The organism is Corallincola luteus (assembly GCF_004336975.1).
Taxonomy (GTDB): domain Bacteria; phylum Pseudomonadota; class Gammaproteobacteria; order Enterobacterales; family Neiellaceae; genus Corallincola; species Corallincola holothuriorum.
Window position 1 is genome coordinate 534,006 of sequence record NZ_SJXE01000001.1, and the last position, 23,719, is coordinate 557,724.

A 23,719-nucleotide genomic window follows, 5' to 3' on the forward strand; every position below is an offset into this window, starting at 1 on the left:
TAAGTTCTCTATTTCCGATAAGTTGCTGAATGGCTGACGTCAACACCATTTTGACTCATAAATGTCACAAACTGTTCCCGGACCTTTGCGGTCCAATTTGTTCCATAATGCCCACTTGATTGGTCTGTCCTTAACTTACCGTTTTGCCGCCAAATAGAACCGCCTACAATTTCTTTGTGACCAATGCCGCCTGCCATTCTGATACCATCATGGCCAAGAGGATTATTTCCCATAATAAAACGTTGGCTTTTGGGATCAAAAATAAAATCAATAGGTTTGGAATTTGAGAGCTTTTGAACAGCTTTTGATGAAACGTGGTTCGCGCTAACCTCTATAAAGCCTTTTCCCGGCCCACTTCCAGCGACCTTTGCAACATTAGCCCCCCGCATCATGACAAGGTTTTCAGGATCACCTCCAGAAGATGCTACATTGAATAGAACAATAGCGTCAGCGGAGATGTAACGGACTATCAGTGATTCAACCGCCATCCCCGAGAATATTAGTGCGCCATAAACAGCGGCCTCGACAGCAGCGTTACCGGAAATGTTCAGTTGTTGCTCTGGGGTCAAGCCCCCAACTCTTGGGGAACCTGCAATTCCTCCATCATTTCCATGAAAGTATCTGCATTCAGAGCAACTTGAAGCCAAATATTCACTATCATCAGCATAAGCTCCCCCCTCATTCCCCTGCGGCTTGTCCTTTGTACTCTCAATGTCTGCTGCAGGCGTTGCTGTTTTAGCACCGGGATCGGTATTTGAGCCCTTGCTCTTACCCCCATTCGATCCACTGACACTCTTCATTCCAACAGAGATAGCGCCAGACATCTGGCTTTGAGCGCCTGCGGCATCCGCATTGGCGAGTTGCTTACTATGTATACGTCCTTCAACCCGTACAACACTGTAATATCCACTCGGATCCGTCCCCGCCAACGGGTTATTCATGATGTAGCTATAGGGGTTCAGGCTCTGGCTGTTTTCAGGTGCCTGGATCACCGGGTCTACGCTGAGGAAACGACCCAGGTTGTAATCGTAGGCACGCCCGTTCATATGGATCAGCGCCACATCATCCAGATGTTCGTGCTGGGTAAAGCCGCGATCGGTGATCTCACTGCTGAGTTTGCCACCCAGCGAGTTATCGCTGTAGGTGTCCCGTGCCTTACCGAATGGGTCAAATTCACGGCGCTGGCGTACATTACCGCTGCCGTCGGTAATGGTGTCGACCGAGCCTAAGCGATCACCATGCAGGTAACGGACACAACCCTGATATTGGCAGTTGTCGCCATTGCGCAGCAACATCGCATAGTCACCCAGATAGCTACGCTCGGTGACTAAGCCATCGTCTGCGACGATCTTTTGATACTTATCGCCGACATAGTAGATGGTTTCATTGCCTGCCGCAGACTGCTTGTGTTGCAGGTAACGGCTATGTTCCGGATCGTAAGCAAAGGTGAGCGTGGTGCCATTGGCAATGATCTCGCTGGGCTTATTGAAGCCGGTATAGTCGATGCTGCGGCCATCACCATCGTCGGTCAGATTACCGTTGTTGTCATAACTGAGGTTTACCACCCGATTACTGCCGACCTTGGTGATTTGGCGAACGGCGTGGGCACCCGCTTTGCCCCCTGCCGATTTGCTGGCGTTACCGTAACGGTAATCAGTGGCATAGTCGGATTTCAGCTGCAGGTTGCCCATGTCGTCGTAGTCATAATCGATGGTGCTATGGGGCGTTTGCGGCAGGTACCAGCCATGCCAACCGCGTGTCGAGCTTTTCAACCTATGGAGGCTGTCGTAGGTGAACTCCTCGGTGATGGTTAGATCGTCAAACGCGCGTTGCTGTGCTTTCAGGTTGCCGTAACTGTCATACTGGGTGTAACTGATATGTTGCACTGAGCTGTTGAAGTTACAGTCTGTAGAGCGGGACACACAGATATTGGTGGCCAGGCCGGAGCGCGGATCGCGCAGTACATCCTGATAAAGGCCGTTACCAAATGCTTGTTGATTGATCTGGCCGTTCACATCCATTTTTGTGATCTGGCGGTAGGTTTGATTACCGGTTGGCTCATATTCCCGGGTCATGAAGCCACGGCTGTTATAGCCGTAGGCCAATAAGTCGCCCCCAGGATACTGCACCCCTTTGACGCGACCGTAGTAGTTGTCGTAACGGATATGCTGGACAAAGCTTTCGCTGCCGATCTGGGTGGTTTCAGTCATCGGACGCTGTAAACCGTCGTAACTGATATCCCGGCGGAAGTTATCTTTGCTACTGTAATCGAGTACGCCCAGTGCTGCAGTGTCATAGAACCATTGGCTTAACGGCTCGCTGGTGACGCTGCGACTGCGGATACGGCCGAGGGCGTCGTAACTCAACTGGGTGACGGTGCCATTGGCATCGGTCTGGTGGCGCAGCTCACCCAGGGCGTTATAGCTATATTGCCAAATGCCCATATTGGGATCGTTGATCTGGTTTTTATGGCCAAAACCGTTGTAGCTGGCGGTGGTCAGGTTGCCATAACCGTCCCGGATAAGCACCGGTTGGCCTGCCGCGTTATAGCGGAAGTCTGTGGTGCGCTGGGTGTTGTCGGTAGAGTCTGACAGGCGGCCAAGGCTGTCATGGGTATAGGCCATGGCCAATATATCACCGTCGGCAGGGTTGACTGTGACATGAGTGGTCAGGCCGTCATAGGAGTAGTCAACACTGTAATCGATGATGCCCTGATCGACAGTTTTATAGCCGGGGCGACCTAATACGTCATGACTTGAGTACTTGGTGATCGATGCGACATCATTTTCATAATGCGGGGCGGCTTCCTGTGTTATCTGACCCAATGCATTGTAGGTCTTGTAGCTAACAATCAATGAATCATCAATAAAGCCCTCACTGGTGTGCATCACCGGACGGCCCAGTTTGTCTGCGTATTCGACTTGTTCCGGACTACCCGCCTGACGGGTAACTTTGCGCATGGCGGCATTGTGTTCGCAGCCGCTACACCACTGCATACCGATATAAACGGTTGGTACGCCCGGGGCATTCACTTCAATCACGCGGCCAAGGCTGTCCATGGTGAAGTCGGTGGTATTGCCGTTACTGTCGGTCGTAGCCACAGGCTGGCCGGTGGCTGGATCTGTGTCTACCCGGTTTTTATCCTGTGATTGTAACCATAAGCTGTTGTATTGCGATTGGGCAAAGTAGCCATCACTGCTATAGGTTGTGGTGATTGTGCGATCTCCCTGCACTGAGGCTGCAGGATCGGGCATGCTACCGCTCTTTTGTTCAGATCTGGGGTTACCGTAGCCGTCGTAGAGGTAGCTGGTGGTTAGATCTGCGCCTTCATTGTGCTCATCCGTCACTGTTATGGTGTTGGGTTGGCGTTGATCAAACCAGGTGATCGCGGTGCGTAACGAAATATCGTTAGCGGCATCGTCAGCTTGCGGATCGTTAACGTAGCTTGTTGAGCTGGTTTCTGTCTTGTTGTCCAGTTTGTCCAGCCAGTTGGCAATCAGATCGTGTTCGTCATAGAAAAATTCACTGCGTTTCCTATGTTCATTCAACATATCATCGCTGAGCACCTGTTCCTGCCATTGCACCACGCCATACTCATCCTGAGCTTGGGTGGTTGTGGTTTGACTAATTTGGTGCCCATCTAATAGGTCAAAACGTAGGGCTTCCACCTTGTCTGCGTAAGGCATCCAGTGACCACGCCCTGATGGGTTAAGGCTGTATCGATAGCGCTGCTGCTCAAGGGTATTATTGCCATCTATTACATACTTTTCGCTGAGTTCCGGGCGTCCAGCCAATGGGAATGACTGATGGTAAGTGGTTTGTACCGCGAGCCCTTCGGTATTCAGATTGTTGGTGATACGCCAGAAGCCCTGAAAGCCGCGGCCTTGGTGGTTATAAACTGCGCCCTCATAGTAGTAACTGGTATGCCGCATTTCGCCGAGACCATCACTTTGGTACATATCGCTGACGACATGCATGGAGGATGTAAACGGGAACGCATCGTCCTGTTCCAACACCTGATCACGAGCATCGTCATAAAGGTCACCGCCAATCGACAGCGGTTGATATGCCCATTCGGCACGTTTTTCTAATGCGGTGCTGTCGCCTTCAACCACTGCGGTTAACATATCGGGAACACCGGAGACGTTACGACGTATGTAGTAGTCGCGTTTGAGTGAGACAATGCCCCATGCTTTTGGATCATCATCGTAGACGATGTCATATGGATCATTATCAAGGAAATGGGTCAGGCCATCTCCAAGTAAACCTTGGGCTTTCAGGGTTTCAACTTTAGCCACTAACGGTGTCGTTTCTTCCTCTATCTGCCAGCCGCCGTCGACTTCTACGAAGCGAAGTAATTTCCAGTTAAATGTTTGCCAATCGAATACGGTCCCCCCTGCGGTGCAATATCTTCTCGGCTCTGGCCAACCCCTGGATTCGCAATGCTCCCCTACTTCTCCAGCAGGCATCAACAACTCAACTCGACCATCTGCATCGTAGTCTAATGGCTGTGCATATTGTGGCTCTGCGCGATCTGCCGCAGGCGTTAGTCCATCGCTAAGTGTTGGGAAATGGTACTTGGTGAACCCGGTGAAATGAGGCGTTGAGAAACGCAAGTTACCTGCCGCATTTAGGCCCTGGTTAATAAAAATGGCCCACTCGATATCTTCGTGTGGAGTGACAAAATCGTCTAGGCCATCGCCGTTGACATCAAGAAAGTGGTCGTGTCTTGCGATGATGAAATCGGCTTCAAAATTTGGCAAGCCAAGGTGTTCTGTCTGTTTAAATTGCCAACTGACCTCACCGTCCGGATCTGTGCTTATCAAATAAACGCCATCTAAATAACGATCTAGTTGGCCGCCACCATGGGCTAAGTAGCGGTATAAAAAGAAGTCACCGATGCCGTTCCCATCGAGATCTCCCGCACTCATAAAGCGCGACTTGTAAGTTAAATAAGGCGCGCCACCGATCGGTAAATTGTCATCCAATTCGGTAGCTATACATTGCCAATTGTTTCCACATTGGTGGTAAAGCGTCACAGTCGCGTTACCGTTTTCTGAATGAGGTTGTACGACGATGGCATCAACGGTGCCATCACCATCATAATCTGCTTTTGGCACTACCAGACCTTGAGTGTTGTTGCTCGGGATCGGTATGTTAGTATTGACCAATTGTGGTTGGTCCATTTCATCTAAGTACACAAATGCCAGATCACCATTTGCTTGCCTTGCGACAAAGTCCGTTTTGCCATCTCTATTGAAATCTATATCGGCGTAATTTCTGGCATCATTGCTGGTTTGAAGATCTACAACGCCTTGTAGCGTCAAAATCTCTAGTTCGCAGTTGGGCCTGATTAACCCAATCTCCCACTCTCGATCGGCATTTTGATAGAGTAAATCTTTGACGCCATCGCCATTGAAATCGCCTCTTGTTCTCGGTGCCACCTCAGCATCATGGAAAGTATTGCTGGGTATGGCGATATCGCAGGTCTCAAATTCAGGCGCAGCTTCTTGCCACTCAAATGTGGTTTCAGGTAAGCAGATATCTTCGCCGTTGAGGTGACCACACATTTTGATGCCGCGGAGCAGGCTGCGGCCGGTGGCTTGGCTGGTGTCGTTTGTTTCACCATAGTTCAGTTGATAACTAAACGCTTTGCCGTCAGGAGTGTAGGTTTCAATCGCCTCGAGCCGCTTCTTCAATACACTGTAGCCGCCTTGACGGTAGCCACTGGCCCAATCAGGACGCGGTTGGTAAATAAAGTGCACTTCACGGCTACCTTGATTTGTACCTTGCCCAGTGTAGTAAGCATGGGTAAGAAGGGCTTGACCATAGTCACCGGTGTCATATTGATAAATGATGTTGTTTTGATAGGTATCTAGTTCTCGCTGCAGTACCCACGATAATGCCGGAGTTTGCCCTTCAACCTTGATCCGACCGTTGCTATTTTCCCCATAAAACAGTTGGTGGCCATTACGTTTGGTGACGATAAAATTGGCGTAGTTTGAATCAATGCTGCCGCCAAGTTGCTCAACTAACGTATCAGGGGCCAGCTCAGGTCGATAGGTAGCGCCACTGCTGCCATAGTTTCCTGATTCCAGTACCAAGCGCATGCCATCAAGACAGAGTTTGTCATCAGCACTAAAGTCAAAGGGGCGTGCGCGCCCTTCATGGGCGATGGTTTGGTCACAGCGTTGGATTTGTGATGTACCGGAGATCGACCAGCCTACGCCAAGAATACCGTTGCCTGCACGGGACGAATAGTTTAGCGCCAGTTTGGGCTGCATACCGTGGCGGCCTGGTGGCAATGAGATAGGTACCTGATAGGTTGCGGCCCCGCCGGACATGCCAGCTTCTCCGGGCACTAGGCCAACGTTTTCGTTGGTAGGTGCAACCGAGTTAACTACTGGAGCATCAGGAAACTGTACGGGCAGACATTGCTCGTCATCGAGCTGGTAACCACTAGGGCAATGATATGACACCTCTGGTGTGGCTGGCACGGTGGCAATATCGGTACATGATTGGTCATTGAGTGTATGAGACTCATCACTACAGGTATACGCTATCGAGGAGATGGATGCTTCGGTTCGTTCCCGTTGACATTGTTGCCCGATTAGTTGCCAGAGCGCTCCGCTACCTTCATTTAGATCTTGGCAATGATAATTATTTTGCGTGAACGCGCTTTGGGTGTTGACCTTCTGACAAAGGCCTTGCTGACCGTTCGGTATCCATTGCCAACCTGCTTCGCACTGATTGTTAATGGTGGTATAGGAATGCGTGAGGCTGCGGGAGCACTGCTGGCCATTTAAGCTCCACCCACTGTCGCAGCGGTATTTGGTTTGAGCTAGCTTATTGCTGTAGGTTTGTTTACGGCAGTGATAGCTGTTTGGTCCGTTAGCGACTTTTTGATAGCCGCTGGCACAATAATGCTCAGTCACTTGCGTAGGAGTTTGGGTGAGCGTGCGATGACACGCCATACCCAGTTGTTGATAGCCAGTGGGGCATTGATAGAGCCGTTGGTAGTTAGCGGTCTCGGTCAAGGTACGCTTACATAGGTAACTGCTAGGTCCTGACTGAAATTTAGTCCAGCCAGCATCGCAGGCCTGATATGGGCGCGTGCTTAGGGCTCTACTTAAGGTGCGGTTGCAGGTAGTGCTATTTTTGCTCCAACCGCTGTCACAGTGGTAGGTTCGGCTGTGATTGGCGGCTAGTGTGAGCGTACGGGCACAGTGATAACCGGTTGGGCCGTAATGATCGTAACCGCTGGGAGTTTTACTCCAGCCAGAGGGGCAGTACGTGGTGGTATTGGCATTGGCATTTTGGCGGTATGTTTTACTGCACGTTGTGCCATTTAAGCTCCAACCGCTGTCACAGGAGTAATAAGGGGTGCCGTACACCAGTGACGTAGTTACGGTACACAGCCAACTGGAACGCCCTGTTTGCTGACAGCTAAGTCCTGCTGGCGGACGAGAGCTATATGCTGTGTATTTGTTACAGACGCTGCCTACGCGGCTGTAGCCTGATGGACAATAGGAGGACTGGTTGCGTGTCGCCGTTTTGGTGGTGATTTTCGTACAGGTCGTGCCTGAACGACTGTAGCCCGATGGACAACTGTAAGTGGTGTTGCTCAAAAGGTTTTGAGTTTCATACTTGCTACATGTAGTCCCGGAGCGGCTGTAACCGATGGGGCAGCTGTAATTATCGATGGGCGTGGCTGCTTTTGATTCATTGCGCACGCAGCTGTTGCCGGAGCGAGTGTAACCGCTGACGCAGTAGTACTCCGTAAAGCTGGATAAGCCTTTTGTCTCTGTTTTACTACACGTGGTTCCGGAGCGGCTGTACCCCGCTGGACACGAATAGTGATCTACTGGGGTGACTGCGATCTGCTCGTGGCGCTCACAACGGTTGCCATTCAGGACATAACCGCTAACGCACTGCTGGTGTGTTTTGCTGAGCAGGTTTTGATAATCAGTTGTCAGACATTGGTTATCAAAGACTGTGGTCCCTGCAGGGCAGTAATAGTCAGTATAAGGTTGGGCGCTTTTTTGTTCGGGTTTTACGCATGTGTCGCCTTGTCGTTGATATCCAGCTAAGCACCCATAAGTGTTAAATGGTAAGGATTTGGTCTGGGTCTGTTCACACTTTAGCGAGTTCTCGTTATAGCTAAAATCGGAGTCACAATGGTAGGTAATAAGGACCTGCGCTGGGAGGCTATCTGTTTTACTGCAGGATTGATTGTCTGCACTTAAGATAAAGCCGCTGTCACACTCATTATTCAGCGTTTGCGTTGCCGGATAGACGGTTGTTTTTTCGCAGGCTTGCCCCTGCGCGTTAGTGATCAGTGTGAAGTCGGTTTCACAATAATAATTTTCGTGTTCAGTGGGTTGTGGATATTCATCTGCATTGACCGATGCTTGGACATTCATCCCCAGTAACAGCGAAAACAAAAAAAGCCATCGGAGTGTGTTATGAGAGAAAAATGAGGTGATGTAACGAGAGATACATTCCTTGTACGCTGGCATGGTGAATATCCTTATACTGCAAGTTACGCCGTATGCTACAAAAAACAATAAAAATTGCAAGGAACAAAAGAAACACAATATATATTAACTTTCTAGAATTGTTTAAATGCAAAATGGAATAGGTCTGATGAGACCGTTTAAAAGACTAGCGCTCAATGTTGTATTAATAGCGATAAAGCAAGTGGCGTTGGTAAGGTGATTCCACGTTATGAAGAAAGTCTCTGCTTCCCATCAATATCCAACTCAAATAGGGTATTCAATTTGTATCACTAATAATTTTTCCGCCATTTAAACAATAATGGAGGAGCAATATCGCATTATCCTATTCATCATCATGACAGAATGATCTGAGTAGCACTTAGGGAAAACATTCAAAAAAAATCCCCCGCCCGAAGGCGAGGGATTTGTGTATAAGAGACCGGCATGCGCGGCCTTTTTTTATGTTTCATTGTGATATCAAATTAACGACGCCAAGCTGGAATGCTCTGCTCGTAGGTTTTGATTTGATCGGCGAACTGCAATGTCCAACCGATGCTGTCCAACCCTTTCATGATGCATTCGCGATGGAAAGGATCAATATCAAAACCAAAGCTGGCACCACTTGGTGCGATCACTTTTTGGTTTTCCAGATCGACAGTGATCTTACTGCCTTCCTCTGCGACGACCTCTTCGAACAGCTGTTGCACCTGCGCTTCTGTTAAGCGAATCGGCAGCATGCCGTTATTGATGGCATTGCCATAAAAGATGTCGGCAAAAGTCGGGGCTATCACGACTTGGAAGCCCATCTCTTTCAGTGCCCAGGGCGCGTGCTCACGGGAAGAGCCACAACCGAAATTCTCTCTCGCTAACAGAACTTCACCACCCTTGTAACGTGGCGCGTTCAAAATAAAATCTGGATTTTCCTGCTCGCCCGCTTCATCCAAATAGCGCCAGTCATGAAAACAGTGCTGGCCAAAGCCAACGCGCTCGACTTTAGTCAGAAACTGCTTTGGAATGATCTGATCGGTATCGACATGGGAGTGATCCAATGGCGCTGCCAAGCCGGTGAATGTAGTTATACCTGACATGATCTGCTCCTATTTCAACTTGCGGATGTCAACGAAGTGACCTGCGACGGCTGCTGCCGCTGCCATTGCTGGGCTGACCAAGTGGGTGCGTCCGCCACGGCCCTGACGACCTTCAAAATTACGGTTCGAGGTGGAAGCGCAACGCTCTCCTGAACCCAGACGATCATCATTCATTGCCAAACACATAGAGCAACCTGGCAAGCGCCATTCAAAACCGGCTTCGGTGAAGATCTTATCTAAGCCTTCCGCTTCCGCCTGCTTCTTCACCTGGCCTGAGCCTGGTACGACGATGGCTTCGATACCGGCAACAACTTTCTTGCCTTTGGCCACGTCAGCGGCCGCACGCAAATCTTCAATACGGCTGTTGGTACATGAACCGATAAACACCTTGTCGACGGTCAGATCCGTTAGTTTTTGCCCCTCTTCTATGCCCATATAGGCCAGTGCCTTGCGGCAAGAGTCTGCTTCCACAGGATCTGCGAAGTCGTTTGGTTGTGGGATCGGAGAGTTGATACCGGTGACTTGGCCAGGATTAGTGCCCCAAGTGACCTGAGGTTCAATCTCGGCGGCGTCTAGTTCAACGACCGTATCAAACTTGGCATCAACGTCAGATTTCAGCGTTTGCCAGTAAGCCACGGCCTCTTCCCAATCTTTGCCTTTCGGCGCAAATGGACGACCCTGGAGGTAATCGGCGGTAGTTTGATCGGGTGCCACCAGACCGGCTTTGCCGCCAAACTCGATGCTCATATTACACAAGGTCATACGGCCTTCCATTGACAAGGCTTCAATGGCTTCGCCGCAATATTCAATGACATGGCCATTACCGCCTGCTGTGCCCACCTTGCCAATCACGGCCAGGATAATGTCCTTCGCGGTAATACCCGGCCCAGCTTTACCTGTGACCTTAATCTGCATGGTTTTATAACGCGGCTGCTTCAACGTTTGCGTTGCCATCACATGTTCAACTTCAGAAGTGCCGATGCCGAATGCGATAGCGCCGAAAGCGCCGTGTGTGGCGGTGTGTGAATCGCCACACACAATGGTGGTGCCTGGCAGGGTGAGGCCTTGCTCTGGGCCCATGACATGAACGATGCCCTGATTGATATGACCAATCTCATATAGGGTCACATCAAACTTTTCACAGTTATTGGCCAAGGTGCGCATCTGAGTTTCAGACTGCGGGCCACAGGCGTCTATCGCCAAGGAGCGTGTTGACACGTTGTGATCCATGGTGGCAAAGGTTTTGCCCGGTTGACGAAGAGGACGATCCATCAACTCTAAACCGGCAAATGCCTGCGGTGAGGTCACTTCGTGTACCAAGTGGCGGTCGATATAGATCACGGGCGTCTCGCCAGCTTCCTCACGTACCACATGATCATTGTAGATTTTCTCGTATAAGGTCTGTGGCATGATTAACTCTCCAACACGGCTTGGGCGATAAAGTCACCCATCTGACTGGTTGATTTGGCTTGGTCACGCTTTTCAGCGGGTAACAGTTCACCGGTTAAATAGCCTTCGCTCAATGCCTTAGACACGGCAGTATCAATGGCGTTGGCGGCGGCTTCCTGCTTCAGACTGAAACGCAGCAACATGGCGGCGGATAAGATCTGTGCCACCGGGTTGGCGATACCTTGGCCGGCGATATCCGGGGCGCTGCCGCCTGCTGGCTCATACAAACCGAAGTCATCGGCGTTTAAGCTGGCGGAAGGCAATAAGCCCATAGAGCCGGTGATCATGGCGGCTTCATCAGACAAAATATCGCCAAACAGGTTGCCGCACAGCAGTACGTCAAATTGTGCTGGATAGCGCAACATCTGCATGGTCGCATTGTCGATGTATAGATGATTCAGGGTGACGTCTGGGTAGTCTTTAGCGACTTCTTCAACCACTTCACGCCATAAAATAGATGTCGCTAATACATTGGCTTTGTCGACAGAGGTGACCACGCCGCCACGACCGCGAGCGGCCTGAAACGCAATGTGTGCGATGCGACGTACCTCTTTGCGAGAGTACTTCATGGTGTCGAAGCCGGTTTCATCTTCGCCTTCACCTTCGCGGCCTTTGGGCTTACCGAAGTAGATACCACCAGTGAGTTCGCGTACGCACAACACGTCAAAACCTGCGGCGGCGATATCGGCACGTAACGGCGCCAATGACTCTAAACCAGGGTGGATCTTGGCAGGGCGAAGGTTGCAAAATAGATCAAAGTGGCCACGAAGGGGCAGCAATGCACCACGTTCGGGCTGCTTTTCTGGTGGCAGGCCTTCCCACTTGGGACCACCCACGGAGCCAAACAGAATGGCATCTGCGGCTTCGCAGCCTGCTAATGTGGCTGGAGGTAAAGGTTCACCGTGGTTGTCGATGGCGATGCCGCCGACATCATATTGTTGATAATCGAGGGTGAATCTAAACTTCTGTTGTACGGCGTCCAGCACCTTGATCGCTTCCGCCATTACCTCTGGGCCGATACCATCCCCTGGCAATACCGCAATGCGGTAGTTTTGCTTACTCATTTTTCACCCGCTACTTTAATGTCTTGAATCTCTTGTTTTTTGGCTTCAACGGCCTTTGCTCGGTGAATGTGATTTAACACATGCACCATGGCTTGAGCTGAAGCTTCGATAACGTCTGTTGCAAGGCCCATGCCGTGAAAACGGCGGCCGTTATGCAGGGCGACTATGTCGACCTGACCTAATGCATCTTCACCAGCGCCTTTGGCTCCGATGTGATAATCCTTCATTTCAAATTCGATATTAGTGGCACGGCTAATCGCTTGGTATACGGCATCAACCGGGCCGTTACCTGTCGCAGCTTCACATATAGTTTTGTCACCCGCGCGCAGCTTCACGCTGGAAGTGCTCATGATCCCGGTACCAGATTGTGCAGACAGATAGTCGAGATGATAGTAATCATCTGCGTCATGCATATTGGTGAAGAATACTAAGGCTTCCAGATCGTAATCAAACACCTGACCCTTCTTATCGGCCAGCTTCAAAAAGGCTGCGTATAACTCATCCATGTTGTAGTCATCAACGCCATAACCCATTTCCGCCATGCGATGCTTGATGACATGACGGCCAGAGCGGCTTGTCAGGTTCAGGACATTTTGGCTTAAACCGATGCTTTCTGGCGTAATGATCTCATAGGTATTTTTTGCTTTGAGTACGCCATCTTGGTGGATACCGGAAGAGTGGCTAAACGCATTGGCACCCACAATGGCCTTATTAGATTGAACCGGCATATTGCAAAGCTGACTGACCATCTGGCTGGTGCGATAAATCTCTTTGGTATTGATGTCCGTGGTGACGTTCGGGAACATGTCCTTACGGGTGTTGATGATCATCGCCACCTCTTCCATCGAGCAGTTACCGGCGCGTTCGCCGATACCATTGACGGTACATTCGATTTGGCGAGCCCCTTGTTGCACTGCACTGATAGAGTTGGCCACGGCCAGACCTAAGTCGTTATGGCAATGCACCGAGATAATCGCTTTGTCGATGTTGGGTACGCGGTTAAACAGGGTTTGAATAATGCCGCCAAACTCTGATGGGATGGTGTAGCCCACGGTGTCTGGAATGTTGACTGTGGTTGCACCGGCTGTAATGGCGGCTTCGACCATGCGACACAAGTTGTCGATAGGTGTTCTACCTGCGTCTTCGCAAGAAAATTCGACATCATCGGTATAGCGTCGTGCGTGTTTTACCGCGTTGATCCCCATCGCAAGGACATCGTCAAAGTTACGCTTTAATTTACTTTCAACATGGATCGTTGAAGTGGAGATAAAGGTATGAATACGCCCTTGCGCAGCGTTACGTAAGGCTTCGCCTGCCGCATCGATATCTTTTTCAACAGCGCGTGACAAGGCACAAACACGACTGTTTTTGATGGTGTTGGCGATGGTTTGAACAGATTCAAAATCACCAGGTGAAGACACCGGGAAGCCAACTTCCATCACATCAACACCAAGGCGCTCAAGGGCGAGGGCGATCTGTAGCTTCTCTCTCACCGTCAAGCTCGCTGACAGCGCTTGTTCGCCGTCTCTTAAGGTGGTGTCGAAGATGATCACTTGGTCGCTCATGGTGCCCCCTGATGGCGTCTAGTTGCTTTCGCTTAAACAATAAAAAAACCCGCGCTTGCTGCACGGGTTTTTTGTTCTGTCCGGTCGTATTATACGGTCGGCATGACAAACCCGCGCAGGCGAACTGCGAGCAGTAGTAGGTTTAGTCGTAGGATATGCCGAATTGAATTCACGTTACCGTCAGTTTTGTAATGTCAATATCACTAATGCTGCTATGTGTACTTTGTGATAGGGGTTACTGTCAAGAGATATTTCCATCTGAGTTTATTTAAGGATGAGATTAAGAGCGTGCGCTAGCCCCCAGTTGTACTACGCAACGGGTTGTTGTTGCTCGCCTTTTGCTATTGATTTGCTAGCATGATAGATGCCGTGCGCTATTGCACAGGGAGTTTTATGTCTGGGATAACGGCAAGATGAAACTAAGGAATCTATTCCTGTTCGGGGTTGGCAGTATCGTGCTGCTGTCACTGGTGTCTGTGGGGTTGTTAACTGCGGCAGCCTACCGTGAAGCGCTACTCGAACAAACCGAACTGCGGTTAAGTACGCTCGCCGATTCTCAAGCGAAGCGCATTGAAGCGTATCTGCGTCAAAGCCGGGAGCGGGTTGCATTGATCGCCAGCCGCACCCAGTTGCGTCGCTCTTTGCTGACCTATAACAACACGGGGGATACGCAAGAGCTGATCCGCATCCGTCGTATCCTCAAAGATGCCCAATTCACTTTGCCTGATCTGTTTGCTGTTTCTGTTCTCGACCTTAAGGGCCGGCTGGTAGCCAGCTCAAATGAGGGGCTGATCGGACGGAATATGGCTGAGCATCGGGCGTTTATCATCGGCTCCTCTCGCGTGCAAACCGGTATCTATGAGCGGGAAGGTGGCTTAATCCTAAATTTACTTAGTGCGCCATTGGTGCTGGAAAGTGATTTTTTAGGGGTGATCTTGGTACATAGCCGCGTCAGTGGCGTTTTTGATGTCAGCTCTGACTACAGTCATTTAGGTGAAAGCGGTGAGACTTTAGTCATTAGTTACAACAAAGCAGGCAAGCCTGTTTATCTCACTCCCCGACGTTTTGTTCCCAGCAAAGTGCTGGTTGAGATCGCCAGCGATGATGAAAGTTCGCCTGAAATGTTGGCGTTAGCCGGGCAAGAACAGTTTATTGAACAAGCGACGGGCTACCACGGCTTGCCAGTAGTTGCTGCCGTTCGTTATCTGGCGGAAGCGGATTGGGGGTTGGTTGTTACCCTTAATCACGAGGAAGCATTTGCATCACACGCCGCGATGACAAATCGGCTATTGATTATCGCGGGCACGGTTTTGCCATTGGCACTGTTGCTGATCATTATCGTTGTGCGCCGGGTAACGAAGCCGTTGCTGGGGCTGACCAAGGTCGCTGCGGGTATCAAACTAGGGAATTACGACCAGCGAGTGACAGCCACAGGAGCATTGGAAGTGCGACTGCTGGCAGATACGTTCAACCAGATGGCTGACTCCATGACCAAGCTCAATCGGGAGTTGAACGACAGTAATTTGCAACTTGAAGATGTGTTGGGGCAACGCACCGCTGAACTTGAGTTAATGACGCGTGCCGAACAGCAAGGACGTGCGTTGTTGGAGGCGTCCCCAGATGCCATTTTGGTGGTTAATCATGAGGGGGTGATCACCGTAGCCAATGAGCGTGCGATCCAACGTTTCGGTTATCGTCATGACGAGTTGGTGAGCGGCTCAGTGGAAATGTTGATCCCGTTTAATAGGCGGGTTCAGCATAGCTCGTGGATGGCCCAGTATTTTGCCGATCCCAGAATGAGAACCATGGGCGCAGGACTGGATATCTTAGCCATGTGTAAAAACGGCGCCATGTTTCCTGCCGAAATCAGCTTGAGCCCCATAGAGTTGGAACAGGCTAAATTGGTGTTGGTGACCATACGGGATATCACTGAACAGAAGCTTTCTCAGGAAGCGTTGCTGGAAAGTGAGCATCGACTTAATTTAGCGATGACAGCATCTAATGACGGTATCTGGGACTGGCAAATACAAACTGGGGAGGTTTATTTTAGTCCTCGCTGGTATGGCATGTTGGGTTACCAGCCTGGCGAACTGCCTAATGTCCTGGAAACCTTCTCCCACCTAATGCATGACGATGATCGTGACGCGACATTCGAAGCTGTACAGGCGGTGATTGATAACCCCGAACTGCGTAACTATCAGCGTGAATTTCGCATGCGTACCAAGCAGGGGGGATATCGCTGGATCCTCGCTCGAGGCTCTGTCACCGAGCGCAATGAGCAGGGCGAAGCTCTGCGTATGGTGGGCACCCACATCGACATCACTAGCCGCAAAGCGGTTGAGGAAGCGATGCGGGAAAGTGAGCGCAAAGTTTCACTGTTGATGAGTAACTTGCCGGGTATTGCCTACCGTTGTGCCAATGACACCCATTGGACGATGGAATACCTGAGTCCTGCATTTCATAAAGTGACCGGCTACGCCACTGAACGTTTTGTGATGGGTGGCGACAGCCAGTTCAGTGAGATTATTCATCAGCAGGATCGCGATCGTGTTTGGGCGGAAGTGCAGGGCGCGGTAGCGAAGCGCGAACAGTACACCGTTGAGTATCGTATTCTCCATGCTGACGGCAGCTACCGTTGGTTATGGGAGCAGGGTGCCGGTGTATTTGATGAGAATGGCAAACTGCAGGCGTTAGAGGGCTTTATGATGGATGACACGCAACGTCGTCATGCCCAGGATCAGTTGTATCGCTTGAATGAAGAGCTTGAAGATCGCGTCAGGCTGCGCACATCCGAGTTAAAGCACACCAATGAAGCCCTACTAGGAGCGAAACAGGAAGCTGAAAAAGCCAATCGCGCTAAGAGTGAATTTCTGGCCAATATGAGCCACGAAATTCGTACACCAATGAATGCGATCCTTGGTTTATCGCAATTGGCGCTAAGTACGCCGTTGGATGAGCGGCAACAAGATTATGTCAGTAAAATTTGGGGGGCTTCCAATAGCCTGCTCGATATCATTAATGACATTCTTGATTTCTCCAAAATTGAAGCTGGCAAGATGGATCTGGAAGATGCGCCATTCTATGTCGAAGATGTGATTGAAAATGCTTCCAGTGTCGTGCAGTTAAAAATCCAGGAGAAAGGCCTGAAACTGAATGTCGATATTGGCCAAGATGTGCCGGATCGAATGATGGGAGACTCTCTTCGTATTGGCCAGGTTTTGATTAACTTGATTAACAATGCGGTGAAATTTACCTCCGAAGGTAGTATCTCAATCAAGGTGACGAACCTACGTGGCAGTGAGGCGGAAACGTATTTGCAGTTTGCTGTGACCGACACGGGGATCGGCATTTCAGCAGCACAGTGTGAGCAGCTCTTCAAAGCGTTTACGCAGGCGGATTCGTCCACCACGCGTAAATACGGTGGTACCGGTTTGGGATTAACGATTTCTCGCCGCCTCGTCGAGATGATGGGGGGGGAGATCTGGGTGCAAAGTGAGCCAGATAAAGGCTCGACTTTTTTCTTTACTATCCGTGGCAGCAACGAAATTTTGGTAGAAGAGAGTGCGCTGGAAAGTTACGCCGACGACCGTATATTAAGAGATATTTTGCATAATAAGCAGGTCTTGTTGGTTGAAGATAATCAAATTAACCAACAGGTAGCGCAGGAGATGCTGAGATTGGTCGGGATCGATGTCAGCATAGCGAATCATGGTCAGGAAGCGCTGACACTGTTAGATAAGCACCAATTTGATGCCGTGCTGATGGATGTACAGATGCCGGTATTAGATGGTTATGAGGCGACGAGGGCGCTGCGGAAAATACCCCGGTTTGCCGAACTTCCCGTCATCGCGATGACGGCCAATGCCATGGCCGGTGATCGTGAAAAGTGTCTTGCTTCTGGGATGAACGATCATATTTCGAAACCGGTACTGCAAGAAGATCTATACCGCACATTAGCGTTGTGGATAGATCCGGATCGCGCATTGGCCTCTTCTCTTGAAGCGGGCGCTGGTGATCGCCCCTCTAGGGAGGCTGCGGAGGTTGTGCTCGATGCTGATTTTGGTTTACGCCAGATGTCCGGCAATAAGAAGGCATGGCACTCAACTCTGGATATATTCGCCCGTGATTATCAAGAGGTTGTGGGTCGGCTCCGCGCTTTTGAACAGCAGCAGAATTGGCAAGAAGCTGAACGGGTTGCGCATACGCTAAAAGGGGTCGCGGCAAACTTAGGAATGACCAAGTTGGCGGCGATATCCGCTGTATTTGAAGCCAATTATGGACAACAGAATGCTGCCACAGAGCAAGCGTTCGATGATCTGACGAAAGCGGTTGCGGATGTGATGGCTGAAATTGAGCGGTTGCAGCTGGAGCAATCTGTACCTGCATCGCACCCTGATGAGCAGACCAACGAGGTGGATGTTGCGCTACTGTGGCAAACGCTACGGCAGAAGTTGCAAGACAATGACTTTATCGCTGATGACGAGCTGGATCAGCTAGCGACAGCGTTGCCTGAGCAACAACAGGATTTTGAGTTACTGCGACAACATATTGATAGTTTTGATTATGAACAAGCGCTGCTGGTGGCTGATAAGTTATTGGCGGGCTTATCTAGTTGAGCTTTTGTAAGCCGATTTACCAGACCCTGATGGTCAGAGTCTGGTGGGCTTAATTGCAATCAACTTAAAAACCATACCGCAGCTTCAACTCGGCTCTTCATGCCCAGTTTTTTCAGTAGGCTTTTAACGTGAACTTTCACTGTTCCCTCTGAGATATGCAGCGTCTCGCCAATCTCGCGGTTACTGTTACCTTTGGCGATAAGCGCCAGGATCTCGCTTTCCCGACGGGTGATAGCACTAAGCTTCTCATCTTTCGGAGTCTGTTCCGCTTGTGGCCGTTTTAGCAGGTAGCCCGCGATCTCTTTACTCAGCACTTGCTCACCATTGGCAGCCAAACGCAAAGAGCTCAGCATATGCTCTGGCTCCATATCTTTTAGCAGATAACCATTAGCGCCTTGGCTGAGCATGGAGATGACATCTTCGTAGGCATCAGAGACGGTTAAAGCGATGACATGACAGTCGACGCCCTCTGCACGTAACTCCTTGAGGGTGTCTAAGCCGCTCATGCCTTTCATATTCAGATCGAGCAAGATAAGGTCTGGGCGTCGGTGCAGTGCTAATGCAACCGCTTCTTCACCGTTGCTAGCCTCGCCAACTAACTGAAATGCTTCATCTAATGCCAGCAATTGGATAACGCCTTTGCGCATCAATGGATGATCATCTACGACTAATACGCGATGCATCTGACTACTCATCACTTCTCCCTTATTTACGTGACGCTGTTACCAACCGCTGGAAAACAGAGCGACACTAAAGTACCACCGTCAGGCTTATTTGCAATTTCCAACTCACCATCGAGGGATTCCGCGCGCTCTTTCATGATCGCCACGCCGTAGTGGTGAAGCTTGTTCGGTACTTCACCGCCGATCCCTTTGCCATCATCTTCTACCTGAATGTCGATCTTACCTTCGCCGTCATAAACACAGCGCACAAAAATCTGTTTAGCATCAGCATGTTTGATGGCGTTTATCACGGCTTCGCGAACAATCTGTAGCACGTGGATGTACTGATGGGGAGGTAGTGGATATTCAGATACGCGATAATCCAGTTGCAGTTGCGCCTCGGTTTGAGGTTGTAACTGTTTGAGCACGGTACTGATGGCTGTTTTTAGGTTGTCATCTTTCACCGATAGGCGGAACGTACTGAGCAGTTCGCGCAGTTGCCGATAAGCAGAGTTTAGGCCGGTATTCAGATCCGCCATAATTGCACTGCTTGGGCCTTCGACGTCCTGGGTCGCGCGTCGCAGTAGTGTCAATTGGATCTTCAGATAAGAGAGAGATTGTGCCAGCGAATCATGCAGCTCGCGGGCGATAATCGAACGCTCTTCCATCAGCAAAAGCTGCTGCTCTTGCTGCAGCAATAACTCTACGTGCAACACTTTTGAGATCAGCCGGCTGAAGGTAGACATCAGTCGTAGTTCATTTTCATCTAACTCTTCAGCTGAGATTAATTCCAGATGCCCCAGCGATATATCGTTTATGTAAAGGGCAAAACAGACCCTTGGCCCGCCCACTGTCATATCGCCTACGCTGCTTCTGTCTCGCAGCGCGTGGGCCAGCTGTGGATTAATGGTGGCTTGCATCGCGTTGATACGGGTGTTGTCGATGATTTTGTTCATTAGCTCAGTGATCTGGGCATCATCAACATGGCTGACATGCACAGCTTCCGAGCACTGAAACAGTACTGATAAGGTGTTGTTGGCCAAGTGTAGCTTTTCAGTTTTCTCTGCCACTTTCTGGTTTAGGTCTTCGTACAGCTTGGCCAGGTCTGCGGCCATGTCGTTAAAGGCATCAGACAGCAAACCGAGCTCGTCGGCTTTGCCTGTTTTCACTTTCACAGAGAAATCGCCACGCTTCACTTGATAGGCGGCATGAAGCAGTAACTTAAGCGGCTGTACCACCTGATTGCTGACGAAGCGTATGGCAAAGACGGCCGTGGCAAGCAGTACCAGCAAGCAGATCGCTTCAAATAGCACCAACATAGCCACTTTGTCTTCTAGGTGGCTTTGCAGTAGAAACACCAGTTTGTCGATACGGTCGACAAAGCTTTTTACTTCTGCCAGATAAAGCGGCCGCTTTGCCGGGTCAGTGAGATGTGCTTTAAGCACTTGCCACTCATCAAGGATCGCTTGGTATTTACGTTTTAGTGGCGGTGGTGTATTGCGGTCTAATAGTTTGGCTAAGGCGGGTTCATGCAGAGAGTGTTCAAATGCCACTATTTTGGCTTGGATCTCTGCTTCTGGCGCTTTGGTTTCGATACTGTAGGCCATGCGGTAGTTTTGCATCCGCAATGAACCAGAGACATTAATCGCACGGGCGTCAGAGTGGCTTTGTAACAGGGTAAGTATCGACACCGAGATAGCGAGTGCGGCCATTACTACCATCAGTGTCATGGTGCGGCTGATCACCCGAGTCAGTGAATGTTTCGGAACAGATGGTTGTGTTTCAATGTCTTGCAGTGTTTTGGTCATCCAATTACCTGATACAAATCAACATAGGTTTCGAATTTAGTTCAAATTACCACTTAGGGGTGATTGTTCCTAATCGGTGTTTATGAGGTAGACTTGAATATGCACAACTGTGCAGACACCGAGCCCTCTCGCCCTAAGTTTTCTGCTGTGGCTGAGTAATAAGGAGTGGGGGCCGTGGCAATTTCGCCACCAGGGTTGCCGTAGAAATGCGTCAGCCTCCCATGCTTGGAAAGGTGCCCATGACTCAACTTGAAGATGGTTTCGGCCGTCAATTTTACTATTTGCGCCTATCGATAACAGATGTGTGTAACTTTCGTTGCACCTACTGTTTGCCTGATGGCTATCGCCCTAACGGGCGGAACTACTTTATTACTCAAGCAGAAGTGGCGCGTATTACCCGCGCATTCGCCGCGTTGGGAACGCAAAAGGTGCGTATTACTGGTGGCGAGCCGACCATGCGTAAAGATTTTACTGAGTTGTTGCGCACGGTGGCAGATACGCCAGGGATAACCAAAGTGGCACTGACGACAAACGGATATCGTTTAGCAAAGCATGCGCAAGAGTGGCGTGATGCCGGCCTGACCCATCTGAATGTCAGCGTCGATAGTCTTGATCCGAAGATGTTTCATCAAATCACCGGAGAGAACCTGTTTCATGAGGTGATGGCCGGGGTTGATGCGGCGCTTGATGCCGGGTTTGAGCAGGTCAAACTGAACAGCGTGTTGCTTAAGGGCTTAAACGGCAAAGAGCTGGATCAGTTTCTAGACTGGATAAAGACCCGCCCAGTGGAGATGCGGTTTATTGAATTGATGCAAACGGGTGAAATGGATCAGTTTTTTGAACGGCACCACATGAGCGGAGAGCAGATCAAGCAGCGGATGTTGCAGCAAGGCTGGCAATCGGTTTTGCGAGAAAAAGACGCCGGACCCGCCGAACGTTTTTGGCACCCTGATTATGCGGGCAAATTGGGTTTGATCATGCCTTACAGTAAAGACTTCTGTGCAGGCTGCAATCGATTGCGGGTGTCTGCGCAAGGCAAGCTTCATTTGTGTCTGTTCGGAGAAGGCGGCGTAGAGTTGCGTGACCTCTTAGCCGCAGATGAGCAACAGGGCGAGTTAATCGCTAGATTACAATCTGCCTTACAGACCAAGCGTGAAACTCACTATTTGCATCAAGGAGATGCAGGCAGTACCCCTCATTTGGCTTCAATAGGCGGTTGAAGCTTGACTCCTACCATTATTCTATTTTTGGTCTAATTCATTGAATATTGGTGCTTTCAAATAGCATGGCAGAGTAATAAACCCTGCTGTTAAAGTGTCTGCAAATTTTACGTTAAAATATATTTTAGTTATAAATAATACTTAAAAGTTATTTAAATACATGTGATTGTGATTTTGGCTTGTTTATTGCTTCAGGATGGTGTCATTCCAACTGCTGGGTAAGTGGGGTTGGATTAATGCGCTCTTTTTGAGCATAAGAAATTGTTTATTATCTAATTTTAGTTATGTCATCAGTATCAAATGGAATGATTTTTCAGCCGCTGTCAGTGGCTATTTTTAGTTTTTATAGGGAAATATGATGAAGAAAATGAATACCTTTACGCAATCTCTGATTGGTGCATCGTTACTGTCGATATTCGCGGGTTCGGCTTCTGCCATGGTTATCACTGATTTTGATAGTGCTGATAACATGGCTCAGTCTTTGGCTGGTGATGGCGTTGTTATTTCTAACGCTTCCTATACGGGGGCCAATAGTGCTTCAGGTTACTTCACCGATGGTTTAGCGTCAGGCTTGGGCTTTGATTCTGGTATCGTATTGACGACAGGTGCTGCGAATTCTGTTAACGGAACGACCAACACCTCTGATGCAACCAGTGTGTCAAACGGTACTGCTGGCGATGCTTTTTTGTCAACTCTAAGTGGTCAGCAGACCTATGATGCGGCCCTGCTGTCGTTTGATTTTACCAGCGATAAAGATTCTGCATTTTTTAACTATGCCTTCGGTTCTGAAGAGTACAGCGAATTTGTTGATTCATATAACGATGTTTTTGCATTTATTTTTGAATCAGAAAACATTGCTGTTATTCCTAACACTGATATTCCGGTGAGTATCAATACCATCAATGATGAAGACAATTCTAATTACTACAACAGTAATGAAGCTGGTGAATTTGCATTTGAATACGATGGCTTTACTAACATGCTGACCGCTAGCATTAGTGGTTTGGTGATCGGTGAAACCTATCGCATCACATTGGCTATTGCTGATGCGGGTGATTCAGCGCTGGATTCGGGTGTATTCATCCAGGCTGCTAGCTTTTCTGATCAGCCTGTTGACGTGCCAGAGCCTGCGCCACTGTTCTTACTGGGATCAGGGTTGCTGATGATGCTTAGTCGCAGACTACGTAAGTCATAAGCTTAATCTACTCGCAAAAGTTAACAGCTTGATATGCGAACAGAGCGCTTTCGTTTTGTTGAAAAACTAAGGTAAGCGCTCTACTTCTTCTAATTCGTTCCCTGTTTTGCATTTTTACTCTGAGACATCCTTGGCGCTATGGCAATCTGTGACAAGTCGCTATCCCTCCTGTTTGGTCTAAGCTTTCTTTAGAAAACTGTTATCTATCGCCCATTTTTTCAACAATGATGGATGCTAGGTGGCTGATTTTGATGAGGATCATAGAATGCTGATGTGGTGCTTCTTTGTCCAATCATTTATCTCTTTAGGGATAGCGGCAAATAATCTGATAGCGGTTACTCTTAATAGAGATTAACAAGCGGGAGCATTTGTGACTGAGTCTCAGAATATGACAGAGCAACCATCGCCAGAGCAGCAAAAACGCTGGGAGTGGCGCATGTTCCTTTTCCTTACTGTGGTGTTGGCGCCAGCCATTACTGTGGGTTTGGTTACCGCCTATGGCTTCGCTATCTGGTTTTCACAACTGTTGATGGGCCCTCCTGGATCGTAAGTAG

General features: G+C 49.6%; 11 protein-coding genes and 1 riboswitch. Of the genes, 4 read left to right on the forward strand and 7 right to left on the reverse strand.

The genetic code is table 11. The annotated features are described in order from the left end of the window. Positions 1–8 precede the first annotated feature (8 nt). From EZV61_RS02355 to leuA, 5 genes are all read right to left on the reverse strand, one after another. Positions 9–8,519 carry a polymorphic toxin type 43 domain-containing protein gene (locus EZV61_RS02355; RefSeq protein WP_131414202.1) on the reverse strand — a complete coding sequence of 2,837 codons (8,511 nt, stop codon included), beginning with the start codon at positions 8,517–8,519 and terminating at the stop codon, positions 9–11. A gap of 461 nt (positions 8,520–8,980) precedes the next feature. After that, entirely contained in the window at positions 8,981–9,586 is a 606-nt protein-coding gene (leuD, locus tag EZV61_RS02360) for a 3-isopropylmalate dehydratase small subunit (protein WP_131414203.1), read from the reverse strand. Positions 9,587–9,595: 9 nt separating this feature from the next. Then, positions 9,596–10,996, reverse strand: a complete 1,401-nt coding sequence (leuC, locus tag EZV61_RS02365) for a 3-isopropylmalate dehydratase large subunit (RefSeq protein WP_131414204.1) — start codon at positions 10,994–10,996, stop codon at positions 9,596–9,598. Between the two features lie 2 nt (positions 10,997–10,998). Then, a complete protein-coding gene (leuB, locus tag EZV61_RS02370; RefSeq protein ID WP_131414205.1) occupies positions 10,999–12,099 on the reverse strand; it encodes a 3-isopropylmalate dehydrogenase in 1,101 nt (366 codons plus the stop codon). After that, entirely contained in the window at positions 12,096–13,664 is a 1,569-nt protein-coding gene (leuA, locus tag EZV61_RS02375; protein ID WP_131414206.1) for a 2-isopropylmalate synthase, read from the reverse strand. The genes leuB and leuA overlap by 4 nt, the downstream gene beginning before the upstream one ends. A gap of 413 nt (positions 13,665–14,077) precedes the next feature. Between leuA and EZV61_RS02380 the strand changes: the two genes are divergently transcribed. After that, positions 14,078–18,280, forward strand: a complete 4,203-nt coding sequence (locus tag EZV61_RS02380; protein ID WP_131414207.1) for a PAS domain-containing protein — start codon at positions 14,078–14,080, stop codon at positions 18,278–18,280. A 59-nt stretch (positions 18,281–18,339) separates the two neighbouring features. Here the strand turns inward: EZV61_RS02380 and narL are convergent, their stop codons facing one another. Both narL and narQ read right to left on the reverse strand, forming a co-directional pair. Beyond that, entirely contained in the window at positions 18,340–18,975 is a 636-nt protein-coding gene (gene narL, locus EZV61_RS02385; RefSeq protein WP_114337111.1) for a two-component system response regulator NarL, read from the reverse strand. A 14-nt stretch (positions 18,976–18,989) separates the two neighbouring features. Next, positions 18,990–20,750: a nitrate/nitrite two-component system sensor histidine kinase NarQ gene (gene narQ / locus EZV61_RS02390; RefSeq protein ID WP_131414208.1), complete on the reverse strand. Its 1,761-nt coding sequence runs from the start codon at positions 20,748–20,750 to the stop codon at positions 18,990–18,992. A 104-nt stretch (positions 20,751–20,854) separates the two neighbouring features. Continuing rightward, positions 20,855–21,002, forward strand: a riboswitch (molybdenum cofactor riboswitch). On the opposite strand from narQ, the gene moaA reads away from it, so the two are divergent. From moaA to EZV61_RS02405, 3 genes are all read left to right on the forward strand, one after another. Continuing rightward, positions 20,990–21,970, forward strand: coding sequence for a GTP 3',8-cyclase MoaA (moaA, locus tag EZV61_RS02395; RefSeq protein WP_114337113.1), 981 nt, complete (start codon positions 20,990–20,992; stop codon positions 21,968–21,970). Its footprint overlaps the riboswitch before it by 13 nt. A gap of 358 nt (positions 21,971–22,328) precedes the next feature. Next, positions 22,329–23,165 (forward strand): choice-of-anchor L family PEP-CTERM protein, encoded by an 837-nt coding sequence (locus tag EZV61_RS02400; protein ID WP_205695297.1) that lies wholly within the window; start codon positions 22,329–22,331, stop codon positions 23,163–23,165. A 370-nt stretch (positions 23,166–23,535) separates the two neighbouring features. Next, complete coding sequence (locus EZV61_RS02405) at positions 23,536–23,715, forward strand: periplasmic nitrate reductase, NapE protein (RefSeq protein WP_420810803.1); 180 nt, start codon at positions 23,536–23,538, stop codon at positions 23,713–23,715. The last annotated feature ends 4 nt before the right edge of the window (positions 23,716–23,719 follow it).